16 protein-coding genes are annotated in these 15,270 nt (G+C 52.8%); 10 read left to right on the forward strand and 6 right to left on the reverse strand.

Annotated elements, in window-relative coordinates:
* The first annotated feature begins 135 nt into the window (after nucleotides 1–135).
* The 5 genes from norR (at nucleotide 136) to ONV78_RS14115 (ending at nucleotide 4,219) form a co-directional block, all read left to right on the forward strand.
* Nucleotides 136–1,665 (forward strand): nitric oxide reductase transcriptional regulator NorR, encoded by a 1,530-nt coding sequence (gene norR, locus ONV78_RS14095; RefSeq protein ID WP_279503941.1) that lies wholly within the window; start codon nucleotides 136–138, stop codon nucleotides 1,663–1,665.
* 120 nt (nucleotides 1,666–1,785) lie between these two features.
* Nucleotides 1,786–2,673, forward strand: coding sequence for an AraC family transcriptional regulator (locus ONV78_RS14100; protein ID WP_279503943.1), 888 nt, complete (start codon nucleotides 1,786–1,788; stop codon nucleotides 2,671–2,673).
* Between the two features lie 89 nt (nucleotides 2,674–2,762).
* Nucleotides 2,763–3,266 (forward strand): hypothetical protein, encoded by a 504-nt coding sequence (locus ONV78_RS14105; RefSeq protein WP_279503945.1) that lies wholly within the window; start codon nucleotides 2,763–2,765, stop codon nucleotides 3,264–3,266.
* Nucleotides 3,267–3,283: 17 nt separating this feature from the next.
* Complete coding sequence (locus ONV78_RS14110) at nucleotides 3,284–3,688, forward strand: hypothetical protein (RefSeq protein WP_279503947.1); 405 nt, start codon at nucleotides 3,284–3,286, stop codon at nucleotides 3,686–3,688.
* Between the two features lie 54 nt (nucleotides 3,689–3,742).
* Nucleotides 3,743–4,219 (forward strand): hypothetical protein, encoded by a 477-nt coding sequence (locus ONV78_RS14115; RefSeq protein WP_279503949.1) that lies wholly within the window; start codon nucleotides 3,743–3,745, stop codon nucleotides 4,217–4,219.
* Nucleotides 4,220–4,247: 28 nt separating this feature from the next.
* On the opposite strand, the gene ONV78_RS14120 is transcribed toward ONV78_RS14115, so the two are convergent.
* Nucleotides 4,248–4,976, reverse strand: coding sequence for a transporter substrate-binding domain-containing protein (locus ONV78_RS14120; RefSeq protein WP_216738776.1), 729 nt, complete (start codon nucleotides 4,974–4,976; stop codon nucleotides 4,248–4,250).
* A gap of 252 nt (nucleotides 4,977–5,228) precedes the next feature.
* Here ONV78_RS14120 and ONV78_RS14125 point away from each other — a divergent pair, with 252 nt between their 5' ends.
* Both ONV78_RS14125 and ONV78_RS14130 read left to right on the forward strand, forming a co-directional pair.
* Entirely contained in the window at nucleotides 5,229–5,996 is a 768-nt protein-coding gene (locus ONV78_RS14125) for an SDR family NAD(P)-dependent oxidoreductase (protein ID WP_279503952.1), read from the forward strand.
* Between the two features lie 110 nt (nucleotides 5,997–6,106).
* Nucleotides 6,107–7,072: a D-2-hydroxyacid dehydrogenase family protein gene (locus tag ONV78_RS14130; RefSeq protein ID WP_279503954.1), complete on the forward strand. Its 966-nt coding sequence runs from the start codon at nucleotides 6,107–6,109 to the stop codon at nucleotides 7,070–7,072.
* 10 nt (nucleotides 7,073–7,082) lie between these two features.
* Here the strand turns inward: ONV78_RS14130 and ONV78_RS14135 are convergent, their stop codons facing one another.
* A complete protein-coding gene (locus tag ONV78_RS14135; RefSeq protein WP_127968297.1) occupies nucleotides 7,083–7,478 on the reverse strand; it encodes a carboxypeptidase-like regulatory domain-containing protein in 396 nt (131 codons plus the stop codon).
* Between the two features lie 192 nt (nucleotides 7,479–7,670).
* Here ONV78_RS14135 and ONV78_RS14140 point away from each other — a divergent pair, with 192 nt between their 5' ends.
* The gene (locus ONV78_RS14140) at nucleotides 7,671–8,420 is read left to right on the forward strand and encodes a hypothetical protein (RefSeq protein ID WP_279503958.1); all 750 of its coding nucleotides are present in this window, start codon (nucleotides 7,671–7,673) and stop codon (nucleotides 8,418–8,420) included.
* Nucleotides 8,421–8,452: 32 nt separating this feature from the next.
* Here ONV78_RS14140 and ONV78_RS14145 read toward each other — a convergent pair whose 3' ends face one another.
* The 3 genes from ONV78_RS14145 to ONV78_RS14155 all read right to left on the reverse strand — a co-directional run bounded on the left by ONV78_RS14145 (nucleotide 8,453) and on the right by ONV78_RS14155 (nucleotide 11,526).
* Nucleotides 8,453–9,091, reverse strand: coding sequence for an alanyl-tRNA editing protein (locus tag ONV78_RS14145; RefSeq protein ID WP_279503960.1), 639 nt, complete (start codon nucleotides 9,089–9,091; stop codon nucleotides 8,453–8,455).
* A 79-nt stretch (nucleotides 9,092–9,170) separates the two neighbouring features.
* Nucleotides 9,171–9,998, reverse strand: a complete 828-nt coding sequence (locus ONV78_RS14150; RefSeq protein WP_279503962.1) for an ATP-grasp domain-containing protein — start codon at nucleotides 9,996–9,998, stop codon at nucleotides 9,171–9,173.
* Nucleotides 9,999–10,149: 151 nt separating this feature from the next.
* Complete coding sequence (locus ONV78_RS14155; RefSeq protein WP_279503963.1) at nucleotides 10,150–11,526, reverse strand: aldehyde dehydrogenase family protein; 1,377 nt, start codon at nucleotides 11,524–11,526, stop codon at nucleotides 10,150–10,152.
* Nucleotides 11,527–11,919: 393 nt separating this feature from the next.
* Between ONV78_RS14155 and ONV78_RS14160 the strand changes: the two genes are divergently transcribed.
* A complete protein-coding gene (locus ONV78_RS14160; RefSeq protein ID WP_127968301.1) occupies nucleotides 11,920–12,612 on the forward strand; it encodes a PEP-CTERM sorting domain-containing protein in 693 nt (230 codons plus the stop codon).
* A gap of 101 nt (nucleotides 12,613–12,713) precedes the next feature.
* Here ONV78_RS14160 and ONV78_RS14165 read toward each other — a convergent pair whose 3' ends face one another.
* Entirely contained in the window at nucleotides 12,714–14,081 is a 1,368-nt protein-coding gene (locus ONV78_RS14165) for a glutamine synthetase (protein ID WP_279503966.1), read from the reverse strand.
* Nucleotides 14,082–14,383: 302 nt separating this feature from the next.
* Here ONV78_RS14165 and ONV78_RS14170 point away from each other — a divergent pair, with 302 nt between their 5' ends.
* Nucleotides 14,384–15,166: a YopT-type cysteine protease domain-containing protein gene (locus ONV78_RS14170; RefSeq protein ID WP_279503968.1), complete on the forward strand. Its 783-nt coding sequence runs from the start codon at nucleotides 14,384–14,386 to the stop codon at nucleotides 15,164–15,166.
* Nucleotides 15,167–15,270: the final 104 nt, after the last annotated feature.

Here is a 15,270-nt window from a genome sequence, read left to right on the forward strand (position 1 = left end):
GACTAACTCGCTATAGCCATCGCAACCTTTGTGCCATTGATTAGGTTGTTGATATTTATAGAATAAAAATTACATATGGTGTTTTTTACCCAAATCGAATAGGGTGATAAAAACCCTTTTAAGGTGATTAATACCATGATTGAAGCCAGTCTGTTGGCGGACCTGGTGACGGAGCTGCCCCATGCGGTGCGTTATCAGCGCTTAATGAACGCCATGCGGGAATATTTCCACTGCGGCGCGGTGGCGCTATTACGGCTTGATGGCGACAGTCTGCGGCCGCTGGCGGCGGAGGGGCTGGTGGTGGAAACCCTGGGACGCCGTTTTATTATCGCAAAGCATCCCCGGCTTGCGGCGATTCTGGCCAGTCGACGGCCAGTGTGTTTCCCCTGCGATTCGAGCTTGCCCGATCCTTACGACGGTCTGCTGGAGAGCTGTGTCGGCGAGCCTTTGCCCGTACATGACTGTATGGGCGTGAGCCTCTATGTGGATGGGGTCCTGTGGGGAGCGGTGACCCTGGATGCGCTACAGGAAGGCACTTTTGACGCCCAGGCGCAGCAGGACCTGGCGCGTTTCACGTTGATCATCGAAGCGTCGGTAAGAGTGACCCGGTTAGAGCAGGAGCGCAGAAATCTGGCGCTGATGCGGCAGGATGGCGATCGGCGGGGCGTAGCGCAGGAGGAAGGCGAAATTATTGGCTCCAGCGACAGCATCCGAAACCTGCTGCGGGAACTGGACGTGGTGGCGGACTCAGAACTACCGGTGTTGCTGATGGGGGAAACCGGGGTGGGTAAAGAGCTGTTTGCGCGGCGGCTGCACAGTCGCTCGCCGCGTCGGGAACGGCCGTTGATCCACGTGAATTGCGCGGCGCTGCCGGAATCGCTGGTGGAGAGTGAATTGTTCGGTCATAGCAAAGGCGCCTTTTCGGGGGCTTCGGCGGATCGCGCAGGTCGTTTTGAGGCGGCGCAAGGCGGAGTGATCTTTCTGGATGAAGTGGGAGAGCTGCCGCTCAGCGTGCAGGCGAAGTTGTTGCGGACGCTGCAGAACGGCGAGATTCAACGCCTGGGCGAGGACAAACCCAGGCAGGTGGATGTGCGGGTCATCGCCGCAACCAATCGACAATTGAAAGACAGCGTTCGCGCCGGCGATTTTCGGGCGGATCTGTATCATCGCCTGTCCGTCTATCCTGTGTGGATTCCTCCATTGCGCGAGCGGGGCTCAGACGTGCTGGTGCTGGCGGGGCACTTTCTGGAACTTAACCGCTCCCGCCTTGGCGTACGCAGTCTGCGGCTGTCGCGTGCGGCGGAGCAGGCGCTGTGCGCATACTCCTGGCCGGGTAATGTGAGGGAGTTGGAGCATGTCATCAGTCGCGCAGCGCTTAAAGCGATCAGTCGGGGGGCTAATAGAAATGACATTGTGACGCTGGATGCGGCGTTACTGGACCTGGATTATGGCGACGCGGTGTCGGCGCCCAGAGAAAGCGCGCCGTCGGAAAGCCTGAGTTATCCGCGTGTCCGCTCCCTGCGCGCCGCGGTGGAGGACTGTCAGCGTGAAGTTATCCGCGAGTCGGTGAATCGCCACGATGGCTCCTGGGCCGCCGCCGCTCGTGAGCTGGAGGTGGATTCGAGCAATCTGCATAAAATGGCCAAGAAACTGGGGCTGAAGTGAGCCAGTTTTCGGCGGCGCTTTTGCTGGTTAAACCCAGGCTGCCGCCGTCAGCGATAGTCAGCAAGATCAATCAGGCGAATCTGCGCCCGCGATGCCACACTGCTCCTCGTTGAGGCGAATATGGCGAATGAGACGACTGTAACCAAGTATCAAAACAGACTGCGGCGCGTGCTGGCGCACATTGATCAGCATTTGTTGGATGACTTGAGCGTCGAAGAGTTGAGTCAGGTCGCTCACTTCTCCAAATTTCATTTCCACCGGCAGTTTTCTGCGAGCATGGGAATGGGCGTATACAAGTATGTGCAATGGCGACGGTTGAAAAAAGCCGCTCATGAGCTGGCTTATCGCAGTCGTTACAGCGTGACGGATATTGCGTTGAATACCGGGTTTGACAGCCTGGAAGCCTTTTCCCGAGCCTTCAAGAAAGCGTGCGGACAAACGCCTTCCCAATTTCGGCGACAACCGCGGTGGGAGCCTTGGCGAGATCATGATGAATTTCTTTTCAAAGCAAGGGCGGAGATTATGCAGACGGATAACTCGAACTATTCAGTCAATATCCTGGAGCAGGAGGCCATTCCTGTTGCGGCGCTGGAACATCACGGCGCTCCAGAGCGTCTCGGCGAGTCCATCCGACGCTTTATTGAATGGCGTAAAGCCAACAAACGGCCTCCCTCAGTCAGCGCCACTTATAACATTCTGTACAACGATCCTGAGTCTACGCCAGCGGAGGCGTTCCGCATGGACTTGTGCGCAGGCGTCAACTCAGCGGTTGAGGAAAATCTGTACGGCGTCATTGCTAAAACAATCCCGGCGGGACGTTATGCCGTGCTGCGTCATATCGGCCCCGACGCCGGCATGCGGGCGGCTTTCCACTTCTTATATGGCGAGTGGCTGCCTGGGAGTGGGGAAACATTGCGTGACACCCCTTGCGTCCTTCAGCGCGTGACAATGTATCCAGACGTTCCTGAACATGAAGCGATCATCGATATCTATTTGCCATTGGTTTGATCAGCGGCGCGCCGCCAAAAAGGTTCTTCTTCGGCCCAAATCCAGCAATAATGCGAGCCAACGTTGAGAACCAGTAATGAGAGATAAAGATGTTGCGTATTTTGGGGATTCTATTATTGCTGTCGCTGACCAGTTGCGGTTTTGTGGAAGGCGTTGATGACGCCAAGGCCGCCGCCGCAACCTTTTTTGACGACAGAATCAAGGAGGGCGGGCCCGGAGCGGACCGCTTCTACTCGCCGCACTTTATCGATTCCGTGGACCCTGAAGAGTGGGATAGCATTCGTCGGTTGGTGCAAAAGGCCAATGGCGACTTGCGTAGCTACTCCCTTGATACATGGCGCGCGCAGGACAAAGTGCAGACAAATGGGTTGTCCGGTATGTTTGTGACGCTCACCTACAAGACGACCTATACAAACGGGAAGGGCGTGGAGACGCTGATTTTATTCAGCAACGACGAAAACCCGGAATATAAGGTGTTGTACCATCACTATAACAGTGAGTCGATCGACCGACTCGTCAAGCAAGGAATTGATGAGGTCGCCAGTAAGCCGGAAGCGATCAAACCCATCGCCGTCAAAGGCGCTGACAAGTAGCTGGGTTAGGCGCTCACATGAAATTGACGGCGAAACTGGCCGAGTGGCGTCTGGGGTGGAAACTTTATTTTTGCCTATGCGCGCTGATTGCAGTCGTGTTTGCGGTGATTGTCACGCAGGCGTCTTTTGGCTGGCATGATTATGTGGATTTAGCGTTTTTCTACATCAACTTACTGGCGATTTATGGCTACGCCTTTCACAAAAGAATCGGGCGCGCCGGGTTCTGGAAATGCCTGTTATGGGTTTACCCTGTCTGGTCGCTGTTATATCTGTTTGTTTTGCCATTTGGATATGACTTCCCGCAGATGGGCATGCGGGCTCACGCTAACTGGACAATGATATTCCCGTTGGGCGTTACCGCCGTCAGCTCCCGCTGTATTTATAACTATGGATTTAAGTCGCAGGGCTTATGGCGGCGTTAATTCAATTCGTCAACCATATCGTGAAATGAGAATGGAATAATTGAGGATCAACGAATGAGCGACTTGTATGCGCCGCCCAAAAGCGAAGTGTCGGAAGGCGAAATGGCGATTAAAGAGCCAATCGTCATATGGAAAATATTCTTTGTGGTTTATGTGTTGTTGAATCTGTTCGCGGCGCCATTTTTGATTATGTCCTTCATTGGCGCAGACTATTTGGAGATAGAGCTTAACGCTGGCGCGCTGGACTATCTGGACTGGCTGATACAATGCGCCATGATGGTTGGGCTGTTTGGGTACGCATTTTCCAGGCGTATCGGCGGAAGGGCCCTATGGAGAGCGGCCTTGCCTGCATATGTCGTCTGGTATGTGTCATACGCTTTTATCCTGCCGTTTGGCTTCGGCGTGTTTCCATACAATGAGCCGCCTACTTTGGATTGGACGATGGCGATTGACCCGCTGTTTACTCTAGCGGTAGCGCAGGCGCTATTTCTGTACGGCTTTTCATCGGATCACCTTTGGAGAGAGCGCTGAGCTGGTGGTTCCAGCCCGTTAAGAGACGCTACTCAATGGGATACTCTCTGCCGTATTTCTCATAAAGCGGCAGGAGCTGATGGGTTTCAATGAGGTAAGAGACGCCTTCGTTATATTTCTCGCGTAGATATTCGCCACGTTCGTTTTTGGCGAAGGTCATGTACAAGAAGACCCGGGTTACCGGCTCAGTGCGAAACTGGGTTTTATCCACCAGAATATTGCTGAAAGTAATGTTTGTTTGACGCAGGTTGTCGAAGTAGTAGTCCGCTCGTTTCAAATAGACTTTGGAGAGCGCGCTTTCCCGGGAGTTCAGATCTTCTCCCTGTAGATACTGCTTCACCTTGTCGTCGATATAATCTGTATAACCGCGAATCCATACACCGTTTTTCCCCTCCAGCGACGCGACTCCTTTCCATTCACCAAAGTGCTCCGGCAGAAAAGTGACCGCTTCAGTGATAACGGAAATAGGGTAGAGCGCTTGCGGGTACTCGTCAGTAGGATCGAGGCCGCCGTACATGTCGGCGTGTCCGTCTTTCACCATCAGCTCGGCCCGCTTCCACGGCACGATAATCTGATTTACCTCGATATTCACATGTTTGAAGGCGGCGAAAATGACTTCGTTGTACAGTCCTGTTCCGTCTTTTTCCACGCTGCCTTCCCACTCTGGAGTGGCCCAGGTCACGCGTTCCGGCCCCTCCGCACAGGCGAGGTGGCTGATTAAGCTGGTGAGAATAAGTAATGCGAGTGGTTTGAGCATCTTGCGTCCAATCAGATAATGCCCGGGATATCCGGCGGAATAATAGTACAAGCCAGGTCCAATGCGAAGGAGGAGATGCGCTATCTGTATGTCCCTAACTGGCGTTGTCGCGCAATAATATTTTTTTCTTGTCTGGAATCAACTATCTATACCGATAAGTGCCTACCTGACCAATTTGTGCTTACTTTTTTGACTCTCTCTGGAAGCCTACTCTGGGGCCTGTTTCGAATGACTTTAGAGAGGTGAGACATCATGAAATTGGTAAAAGGTTCCTGGGCGTTGATCGTGGGCGGCTCCAGTGGAATGGGGTTGGAAATTGCGCGCCGGATGGCGACGGCGGGGGTGAATATCATGCTGGTTGGCAAGCGTCGGGAAAAACTGCAGCTGGCTGGCGACGCATTGCGGGACGTTGCGGAAATCAGGACGTTTAGCGTGGATCTTTATGACGACGAGCAAGTCACTGGTTTGATAGCTCAACTGAACGATCTGGGGGAGCCCATTCGCTATTTGGTCAACGCCGCCGGGTATTTCAACCCCAAGCCGTTCCTGCAGCATACGCCAGCGGATTATGACGCCTACCTGGGGTTGAATAAGGCGCTGTTCTTTATCTCCCAGGCGGTCGCTGCGAACATGCGCAAGCACGGCGGCGGCGCTGTGCTGAACATTGGGTCCATGTGGGCGAAGCAGGCGGTTAAAGCCACGCCGTCCTCCGCCTACTCCATGGCGAAGGCGGGCTTGCACGCGCTGACTCAGCATATGGCGATGGAGCTGGCGGATGATGGCGTTCGCGTCAACGCCATCGCGCCGGCAGTGGTGAAAACGCCGATCTATGAAGCCTTTATCGCCCCTGAAGAGGTCGACGAGACCTTGGCGACGCTAAACGCATTCCATCCTATTGGTCGGATTGGCGACGTTGGGGATGTGGCGAATGCGGCGATATTTCTGCTGTCAGATCAGGCGGACTGGGTGACCGGCGCGATTTGGGACGTAGACGGCGGCGTGATGGCGGGACGCAATTAGCCCGCCTCATGCAGGGCTCGCTCGCTGCGTGGTCGGCGAGGGCCCTGCTATACTGCCGCGCCATATCTCTTAATACGATATACAGGAGTAGCCGTGTAATGGATGAGGTGATGAGCAGGAGACCGCGCTGTGCGGTATTGGACGACTATCAGAATGTAGCTAAGTCCTATGCGGATTGGAGCGCGCTGGAAACGCGCATAGATCTGCAGGTGTTCAACCGCCATCTTGGCAATGAAGATGAGGTCGCCGCGCAACTGGCGGACTTCGACATGATTGTCATCATGCGTGAAAGGACCCCCTTTGCCGCCACGTTATTGAATCGTTTACCGAGGTTGAAGCTTCTGGTGACCTCCGGCCCCCGCAATGCCGCCATTGATCTTGCCGCCGCTGCCGCTAATGGCGTGACGGTATGCGGCACCCAGGCCTCGAAAGCGCCGCCGACAGAACTTACCTGGGCGCTGATACTGGGGCTGGCGCGCCACATAGCGTTAGAAGACGCTACATTCAAAGCCAACGGTCCATGGCAAAACACGGTTGGCGTTGATCTCGCAGGGAAAACGCTCGGCTTGCTGGGGTTTGGTCATATTGGCCAGAAAGTGGCGATGATTGGTCAGGCGTTTGGCATGAACGTCGTCGCCTGGAGCGCCAACCTCACTGCGACACTGACCAGCTCAATGGGCGTGACGCTTGCAGATTCGAAAGATGCTCTGCTGGCGTGCAGCGATATTGTCTCCATTCATCTGGTGTTAGGAGATCGCAGCCGGGGGCTGATTGATGCGGAGGCGTTGTTGCGGATGAAAAAGTCTGCGCTGTTGATAAATACTTCCCGCGCTCAAATCGTCGACCAGACGGCGCTGGTGGAAGCGCTGCAGCAGAAGCGCATCGCTGGGGCGGGGTTGGATGTATTTGAACAGGAGCCGCTGCCGGAAGGACATGTTCTGCGCACGCTGCCGAATGTGCTGGCGACCCCCCACCTGGGCTATGTCACAGAGAATAACTACCGCACTTACTACACTCAGATCGTCGAGGCGATTCAAGCTTACCTGGACGGCGCGCCGATTCGGGTGATGGGTTGATCCCTGGCGGTCAGCGCCACTCGCAGTTACTTTCAATGCTGGCTGCCCCCAGATGTACATATCTTCGCTTCCGCGTCAGTTCGCAGGTAAAGCGCAGGGGGCGTCCCGCCAGCTCGTCATTGGGCTCTGGGCCAATTTTAATCGTGCTCCAGATCAGGTGTTCAGTGCCGTTTACATCGACGTAAATAGTTTGCGCCGCACGGAACGGGATCGGCAACAGCGTCGCCAGCAGAGAAGTTTTATATAGAGCGGGCAGGCGGAAGCTCCCATCCTGGGCGGTGCGTACACTGTCGGAGGATTTTTGACGCCATTCGACCCAGCGGGTCACTGTGGCGCCTGATACAGGTTCGCCAGCGTAGGTAATCACGCCGTAAACTTCTGAAAATAGGCATACTTTGCCGATCATATCCAAGACTCCCATGTCTTGCGCAGACATCATGGCTAGCGTAGAGAATGATAGCATGTTTCCCTGTAAAGGTTATGTAAGGGGTTAATTTTAATATATATTTCATGCTGGCCTCCCAATAGGCGATAGCGCTCGGCGCAGGCCAGGGAGATGCATGCCTCAACAGAATCGGGACAGAACGGAGAGTGAAGAATGATTTTCAGGAGAGATGGATATAGGGATATCAAAAAAATTCTCGCCCTGGGGGCGATGCTTGCGCTAGGCGCATGCGCCCATCAGAGCGCCAAGCCTCCCATACAGAAAAACCTGAGCCAGGCGTATGCTGATGCGGTCAGGGATGCTGAAATAGTAGAGCCGAATGAGATATCCAAAAACCTGACGGCGATTACGCCGCTGAATCCCGCTCTGGAATGGAGTGGCGACCGGCAAAAAGTGTTGGTGACGACATGGACATCTTGGGACGGCTACGACAACTCAGTGGGCCAGACGCAGGCTCTGTCCAGAGAAGTATGGGTGACGGTGGTTCCTGAAGTGAAAAACTTCTGTCGCGCTCGTTATAAGTTTCCAGAACAGACCATTTTGCGACTGGAGCAATTACTGGGTTTGCCGCCAGGGGATAATAAAACCAAGTTCGTGGAAATGTGGGTGAGTCCGTCAGATTTGTTCCGCCCCTCTCCAGATCCAGAAATCAGCGACCATGAAGCGGAGCTGGACTTCCCGGTCTCCGATCGGTTTGTCACTGTCAGCAAAGAGCATAAGGAATGGTTCAAAAATCTGCGCAAAACGTCGTACGGCGAAAACGGCTATCCCTGGACCCGGTTGGGTTACACCTATGACTGGGGCAACCCGGAGTCGGAAGTGGGATTGAGCGAGTTTGTCATACGCGCCGGAGCCAATGTCAAAGTGCACAGTGTGACCAAGACGATCAAATACTGCGAATAACCAGGAACAACGGCTCCGGGCGCGCCCGGAGCTTAGCTCAGGTAAATCTCCACGCGCTCTTTGCCCTTGCCGACATTCTTGCGTTTCATAGAGATGCGTCCGACTTCGCCAGTACGAGTCAGATGCGTACCGCCGCAAGGGACCTCTGCAAACCCCTCTACTCGCCAGTAGCGTCTTTCCGCGTCTTCGTCACTGAACGCGCTGATGATGTCGCGGTTTTCGTCGATGAGACGTTGCGCGTCGGCGTCGATGTCCGGCAACAGAGGAGAAATGCTTTGAGGCCAGGAAAAGTCGATACGCGCCTTTTCCTCGGCGATATGCGCGCCAACTTTATCCACGCCGCCCAGCTTGCGATAGAACAGTTCGAGCACCAGCTCCGCTGCAAAGTGCAGCCGCATAAGGCGATACCGTCTTTCCCAGTCAATGGTGATTTCCACTGGGTCGCCAACCTGAAGCGCATGATCTTGCGGCAGCTCGTAAAAAATTTCCTGTTCTTCCTTGCGCGCGCTGATCACTCTGAAGCCGCCAATGGTCCCATGATCGCTTTCCTGACCGCCGGAAAATGCGTAAAAGATAGTTTCCTCAACCGTTACTACTGCGCCCTGGACGCCAGTGACGTAAGTGCTGAGAGTCGTGAGATAGGGGTCTTCCCAGAATATTTTTCTTGTCATACTTCTGCCTGAAAAAGTCCTTTAAACAGATACGCGGAATCTTCGCCAACCATTGCAGCGTTTGCAAGAGGGGAGGCGCTCAATGATCAGCCTGACTATTGCTTTTGACCTGCTCCAGGATATTGCGCCAAAGCTGTAGTGGGGGGATGCTGGCGTAACCAGATTCCTGGGCGTCGTTGCATTCGATGATGATCCAATGCCCTTGCCGGGTTTTGGCGATGTCGATAACCAGAAAGGGGACCTTCAAGCGCTCCGCGGCTTCCTGAGCAAGTTGTAAGCCCTGCTTCAGGTCAGGGGCGCTGTAATCCGAGGGCCAATACCTGCCACAGCCGACGCACTCACCATGCCACCAGAATGTCCTGTACTCCTGAGAGGGACTTATTTTTCCCGGAATACCGCCAGGGACGGGCTCCAGTGGGATGAACTCCCGTATCGCTATTTTCTGCCAATGCAGAATTTTGTCCCGCTGGTAACTGTCCACGATGCGTTGATAATCGTCCGGCCCGTGGGCGATAGATAGTTCTGGGTTGTGTCGGCTGGTTTGACGCGACCCTTTGATAAATACAGGCCAGCCAAACTGCTCTTCTATGCTCTCAGCTTCTGGGAATTGCTCTACACAAAGTGTCCTGGGCGTCATGTCCTTTATATAAGGCAGCCAGTGGGATAGCTCACTGGCTCGCAGAAATTCGTCTGGAGAGTTTACAGGCTGCAATCCCATGGCGGCCAACTCAGAGTACTTCTCTGCGTAGTTTTCGACTGCGCCAACCCTCAATATACACAGGGATGGCGACTCAAAAAAGCTGGGATGACTACACTGGAAAAACAGCTCGAAGTTAAAGTCATATATCGCTACATGGGTTTTGCTGTATATGACGTTAAGCGTATTTTCCAGTCGCAGAATATTCATGGGCGGGCAGAGCTCCACAGGTGTACAAATGAAGTTTCCAATTATCGGCGCTATCGCAAAGTGACAATAGGGTGTAAAGGCGCGACGGCTCAGCCGCCGCTTGATTTTATAATCTGAACACCCCTGAAACGAAAAGAAGTTATCTATCAGGCTAAGCCATACGCAAATAGTAAGACTTGGCTTGGGTGAGTTGCGTGTAGGCAAGTTCCGATAACAGTGAGCCGCATCCAGATTTCTTAACGCCCCCCCAGGCCAGGGCGGGGTCAATTTGAGTGCTTTGATTCATCAGCACTGCGCCAGTCTGCAGTTGCTCCCCAATTGCCTGGGCGCGTGCGGCGTCCTGGGTCCAAAGTGAGGTCCTCAATCCATAGAGGCTGTCGTTCATGTAGTGGATGGCTTCAGCGTCATCCTTCACCTTCATGACGCCCATAACTGGACCGAATGTTTCACTTGTCATCAACGCCATGGAATGATCGACATTCGTTAACACTTGTGGCGGCAAGTAGGCGGGGCCGAGGCTTGCGTCAGAGTAGTGAGTGTGCTCAATGCAAGGCGTTGCGCCCTGGGCGATAGCCGCGTCCAGTTGTGTTTTGACTTCCATGGCTTTTTGCGGACTCGCCATTGGCCCTAATGTAGTGGAGGGGTCCATCGGGTTCGCCAGTTTGTAGCGTTTAACTTCTGCAACCAGGGCGTCCAATATTTCATCATAGATGTCCTCGTGAGCGTAAATCCGGTTAATGGCGCGATTGGATTGCCCACAATTGAATAGTGCGCCATTAGCGATACCGGTGGCGCATATACGCAATGACGCATCGGATAAAACATAAGCAGGATTGTTGCCGCCTAACTCTATGGTTAGCTTTTTGAATGTTCCAGCGGCGGCGCGTTCAATGGCGACGCCTTTCGCACTGGAGCCCATAAAAGAGACATGGCTTATTCGTTGGTCGCTGATCAAGCGTAATGTATCTGCGTCGTTGACGTGTAAATGCTGAAATACGCCGTCTGGGAGCCCGGCCTCAAAAAAAATGTGAGAGAACCGCTCCGCACACAATAACGTTTGTATGGAATGTTTGAGAATAACGCAGTTGCCGGCCATGAGCGCAGGAATAATCGCATTGGCCGCGGCCAGGTATGGGTGATCCCAGGGGGCGACACACAATACTACGCCCAGAGGCTCGCGTCTCATATAACGGCGAAAGCCAGTTTTTGGTTGCGTTATTAGGTCTTCAAGATATCTTTCGGCGATATCAATCATGTACTCAGCGCAGACTTCCGCTTCTTTGATTTCCTGAGGCGTCTCTCGCACGGGACGGCCCATCAAGAGTGTAATCTCTGGAGCGATCTCCCGAGTTTGCGCCGCCAGTGCGGCAATGGCGAGACGGCAGTAGCGTGCTCGCTCTGTGATGGAGACTGTGCGCCAAATTCTTTGGGCGGTGAGTGCGCGTTCAAGCGCTGCGTGGATTTGCGTGTCCGTGGCTGGTTCCCTTTCCGCCACTAATGATCCGTCAATGGGTGAAATGATTCTCATGGTAGTTGCTTCCCTATGCTTGTCGTCGCAATAAATTTCCCTCTGCTCAGCTTTAATTATTGCAAATTACTGGGGGATGTCGCGGGGTTTTGTAAATCTTGTGGAACGTTTCCTATTTGAATTTGGGAGGTCTATGGAGAGATAGGAATAAAGGAAACGAGTTCCCGGTTTCATTATGCGTTAGAGTGTCGGTGCGGTATGCACTAGTTTCAGCAAATAGTCCATTATTTTTACATATCCAGTAAGACAAAAAAGCTTTGTCCTTATAAATCAAAGCTCTAAAAGTTGGCACGCGGGTTGCTATATAACGGGGACAATAAGGGCACGACTCTTCACTATAAAAACTAGCATTTACGCTAAATCAATTTAACCGACATTTGTTCAGAGGACATCATGAAGAAACTCGCATTTCTAGCAAGCCTTCCATTAATGCTGGGCGCGGCCAGCGCATACGCTATTCCTGCTTCTTACGGCACAGCTACTCACGACACAACTGCGTGGCAAGAACTGGCTGACGCGCCTAATGGCGATTCCTATGGCGTTTCCTGGACTACTGACGGCGGCGCAAGCTGGGGTCGTAACGATCTGACTGTTGGCCAAACTGTTCAATTCAAATTCAACGTTCACAAGCAAAACGTGGGTACTCACTACGCCGACCTGATGAAGGCCTGGATTGACTGGGACCAAAATGGCGTATTCGACGCTAGCGACGAAATTGCATACGGCGAACATAAACTGACTGATTTCGAGCCAGTTCTGGGTTCTTGGAAAGCGCCTACCAACCCTGACTTCTCTTTCTTCTCAAGCGAATACACGCTGACTAACGCTGACGTAGGCGATTTCTGGTTGCGCGCTATCGTAACCTGCAGCCACTCCATCACCAACATGTACGGCGGTACTTGGAATGACCAGTGGAAAACTGAATACACTGGTAGCTATGAAGATCGCATGACTCCAACTGGTCACTACTACCAAGGCGAAACTGAAGAGTGGAAAATCTCTGTTCACTCTGTACCTGAACCCACTACTTTCGCACTGTTGGGTCTGGGCCTGGTTGGCCTGGTAGCTAGAAAGCGCGCTAAATAATATTAGTCGTAGCTAGCTTTGATGATCTTGGATCGGAGGGAGGATCTTTTCCTCCGATCCAGACATCTACACACTTCTTCTCTCTTAGCTGACGTTTATACTCAGATTATCTCGAAGTAGCGTTCCAGCTCCCACATTGAAATATATTTCCTGTACTCCCGCTCCTCCCACTCGCGAGTTGCTGCAAAGTGTTCGACAAAAGGGGAACCAAAGAAGTCTCTGGCCATCTGGCAGTTTTTCAGACGTTGCGCAGCGTCCCATAAAGTCGATGGAAGCTGCAGATGCTCAGGAAAAGCCTGATCGTAGGCGTTGCCCTCCACCATACATTCAGGTTCAAGTTTGTTTTCCATTCCCCACAAACCCGATGCAATAACTGCTGCGAGGATGATATAGGGATTGGCGTCGGCGGCGCCAATTCGATACTCCAAACGTTGGGACTGTACGTCTCCAGGAATGACTCGGATAGCGCAGGTTCTGTTATCTATGCCAACGCTGGCTTCTGTAGGAGCCCAAAACCCAGGAATGAGTCTTCGATAAGAGTTAACCGTGGGAGCAATCATCGCCATCAGTTCAGGCATCAGCTTTTGTTGGCCTGCAATGAAATGGCGCATCGTGGCGCTCATGTTGGCTTCTCTTTCTCCATCATAAAAAAGATTCAGCCCTTTATCGTCTTTTAGAGATAAGTGTATGTGGCCGCTTTGTCCTGGGTAGTCTTTAGACCACTTGGCCATGAAGGTGGCCATCTTGCCCTGCTTTTGCAGCGCAATTTTGGTAAACGTTTTAAATAATGCCGCTTTATCGGCTGCGTTAATTGCTTCATCGTGGGTAATCGCCGCTTCAAGGACGCCGGGGCCGGTTTCCTCGTGAAGGCCCTCAAGAGGAAAGTCCATATCATCCGCCAATTGCAGCAGGCTCAAATAGATATCTGACTCCACACTGTTGCGGATGACGGAATAACCGAATTCTGACGGCGCTATGGGAGTGAGGCCTTGGAAAGATTTCTCTCGAATACTGTGAGGCGTCTCTTCAAAAACAAAGAATTCATATTCAAAACCGCAATCGACTTCCAGCCCCATGTCTCTTGCTTTCGCCACCACTCTTTTGAGCAGGCCGCGAGGGCAGATTGCTTCTGCCTGATCAGCAAATTCAGCGAGGAAGAATACGCCGCCGCTTTCAAGAGGTAATGTACGGCAGCTGGAGGGGATAATACGCACTTGCGCATCAGGGTAGCCTGTATGCCAGCCAGTGTAGGCGACATTGTCATAAAGCTGATCTTTTACGTCCCAGCCCAGAACAACATCACAGAAGCCAAATCCTTTGTTCAATGACGATAAAAACTTGTCTCGCGACATGTATTTGCCGCGCATGACGCCATCAATGTCAAATACGCCAACTTTTATGTGCTTAAACATCGAGTCTTCGATAAGCGTGCGTGCGTCTTCGGCGGATTTCACTTCCCTGGGGTCCATAACATCACCTGTGCAATAAACGGATGAATAGGGGGCGTATAGTTAAATATAACAGCTCATTGGGAACTTGATCGGATATCGCTGGTCCAACCTTGCTTGGTCAGACCCACTGTGAAGAGTTGGACTAAAGTCTAGGAATGCAAAGGTGGTTTGTGCGCGCTTTCCCAGATACAAGCCGGCGGTCGACCTGAATTAGTATCTACATCAGTCGCGACTACAGTTTTGCGCTTTCAGTTTCACCCCTTAATACCTGGGGGAAGTGCGTTATTTACGAGATTTAGTTGTATTTAGGAGTACGTAAAATGCCCGTTATGTTCGATTGGTTAGCCCACAATATCTTGTCTTTGCGTGTGGCGGGAGTGCAGAACTCCGCAACAGCCGCTGGCGGTCATTGCACTTGGCGCTTTTCTCAGGTGAAGAACCCAGTAAGAAGCTTAATTCTTACCAACCCTGAATCCAGTGGCGGAATATGCGAGATGCTGGCGGCGAAGTGGTTGGAAGTGCACGCCAATGCAGGGAAATATGCTCGTTCCGGTGAGGCGACCTCTTTGGCGGGTTGGATAAGCCGCGCTGGTGGAGATATCGATCCTAATAAAGTCCGCCAGATTATGCAGATGTTTATTATCGGGAGCACGATGAATTCCGGAGCGCTCGTGGGCCAGCCAGGCAGCGGCAGAGAAGACCAAACTTATGCGACAGAACGTTGGTTGCAATCTAAAGGTGTGACCAGACGTAAGCATATTTCCAGTGGTCCAAGCTGGTTTAAGGGCATGTCGCGAGGATCGACTGGCACTCGTGGCGGGCGTCGTAGGGACTTTTCCGCAGACATTGGGCGGGCTATTACTTCCAGCGCCAAGTCATACAAAATGATTGGTATTGCCGGGCCTAATTTTGCTCACGCTGTCGCAGCTTGGAGCGATACGGATGTCACCTTTTTTGATCCCAACTTTGGCGAGTTCTGGTTCCCTACGACAAACGCCTTCCAGGGGTGGTTTCCCCGCTTCTGGCATCTGGCGGGATATGGAACGCCAGCGATAGGCCTGAGCGACTCTTATGAAATTATGGAGTATGACACCATAGCCTAGTTTTTCAGGTAAGATATCAGCCGAATATAATTGGCGGATAGCCCGAAAGGCGTCCATAGCGCCGTTTCCAGTATTCCAGCCTGAATGCGATAAAGGAGTCTATT

Origin of the sequence: Hahella sp. CR1 (assembly GCF_029813005.1) — a bacterium.
Classification (GTDB): Bacteria; Pseudomonadota; Gammaproteobacteria; order Pseudomonadales; family Oleiphilaceae; genus Hahella.

Coding starts and splice junctions, on each gene's coding strand:
- ONV78_RS14150 (WP_279503962.1), bottom strand. CDS start 9,998: ATGAATATTCTGCGACTGGAAAATACGCTTAACGTCATATACAGCAAA.
- ONV78_RS14120 (WP_216738776.1), bottom strand. CDS start 4,976: ATGCTCAAACCACTCGCATTACTTATTCTCACCAGCTTAATCAGCCAC.
- ONV78_RS14170 (WP_279503968.1), top strand. CDS start 14,384: ATGCCCGTTATGTTCGATTGGTTAGCCCACAATATCTTGTCTTTGCGT.
- norR (WP_279503941.1), top strand. CDS start 136: ATGATTGAAGCCAGTCTGTTGGCGGACCTGGTGACGGAGCTGCCCCAT.
- ONV78_RS14140 (WP_279503958.1), top strand. CDS start 7,671: ATGATTTTCAGGAGAGATGGATATAGGGATATCAAAAAAATTCTCGCC.
- ONV78_RS14125 (WP_279503952.1), top strand. CDS start 5,229: ATGAAATTGGTAAAAGGTTCCTGGGCGTTGATCGTGGGCGGCTCCAGT.
- ONV78_RS14145 (WP_279503960.1), bottom strand. CDS start 9,091: ATGACAAGAAAAATATTCTGGGAAGACCCCTATCTCACGACTCTCAGC.
- ONV78_RS14160 (WP_127968301.1), top strand. CDS start 11,920: ATGAAGAAACTCGCATTTCTAGCAAGCCTTCCATTAATGCTGGGCGCG.
- ONV78_RS14165 (WP_279503966.1), bottom strand. CDS start 14,081: ATGGACCCCAGGGAAGTGAAATCCGCCGAAGACGCACGCACGCTTATC.
- ONV78_RS14130 (WP_279503954.1), top strand. CDS start 6,107: ATGAGCAGGAGACCGCGCTGTGCGGTATTGGACGACTATCAGAATGTA.
- ONV78_RS14115 (WP_279503949.1), top strand. CDS start 3,743: ATGAGCGACTTGTATGCGCCGCCCAAAAGCGAAGTGTCGGAAGGCGAA.
- ONV78_RS14135 (WP_127968297.1), bottom strand. CDS start 7,478: ATGATCGGCAAAGTATGCCTATTTTCAGAAGTTTACGGCGTGATTACC.
- ONV78_RS14110 (WP_279503947.1), top strand. CDS start 3,284: ATGAAATTGACGGCGAAACTGGCCGAGTGGCGTCTGGGGTGGAAACTT.
- ONV78_RS14155 (WP_279503963.1), bottom strand. CDS start 11,526: ATGAGAATCATTTCACCCATTGACGGATCATTAGTGGCGGAAAGGGAA.
- ONV78_RS14105 (WP_279503945.1), top strand. CDS start 2,763: ATGTTGCGTATTTTGGGGATTCTATTATTGCTGTCGCTGACCAGTTGC.
- ONV78_RS14100 (WP_279503943.1), top strand. CDS start 1,786: ATGGCGAATGAGACGACTGTAACCAAGTATCAAAACAGACTGCGGCGC.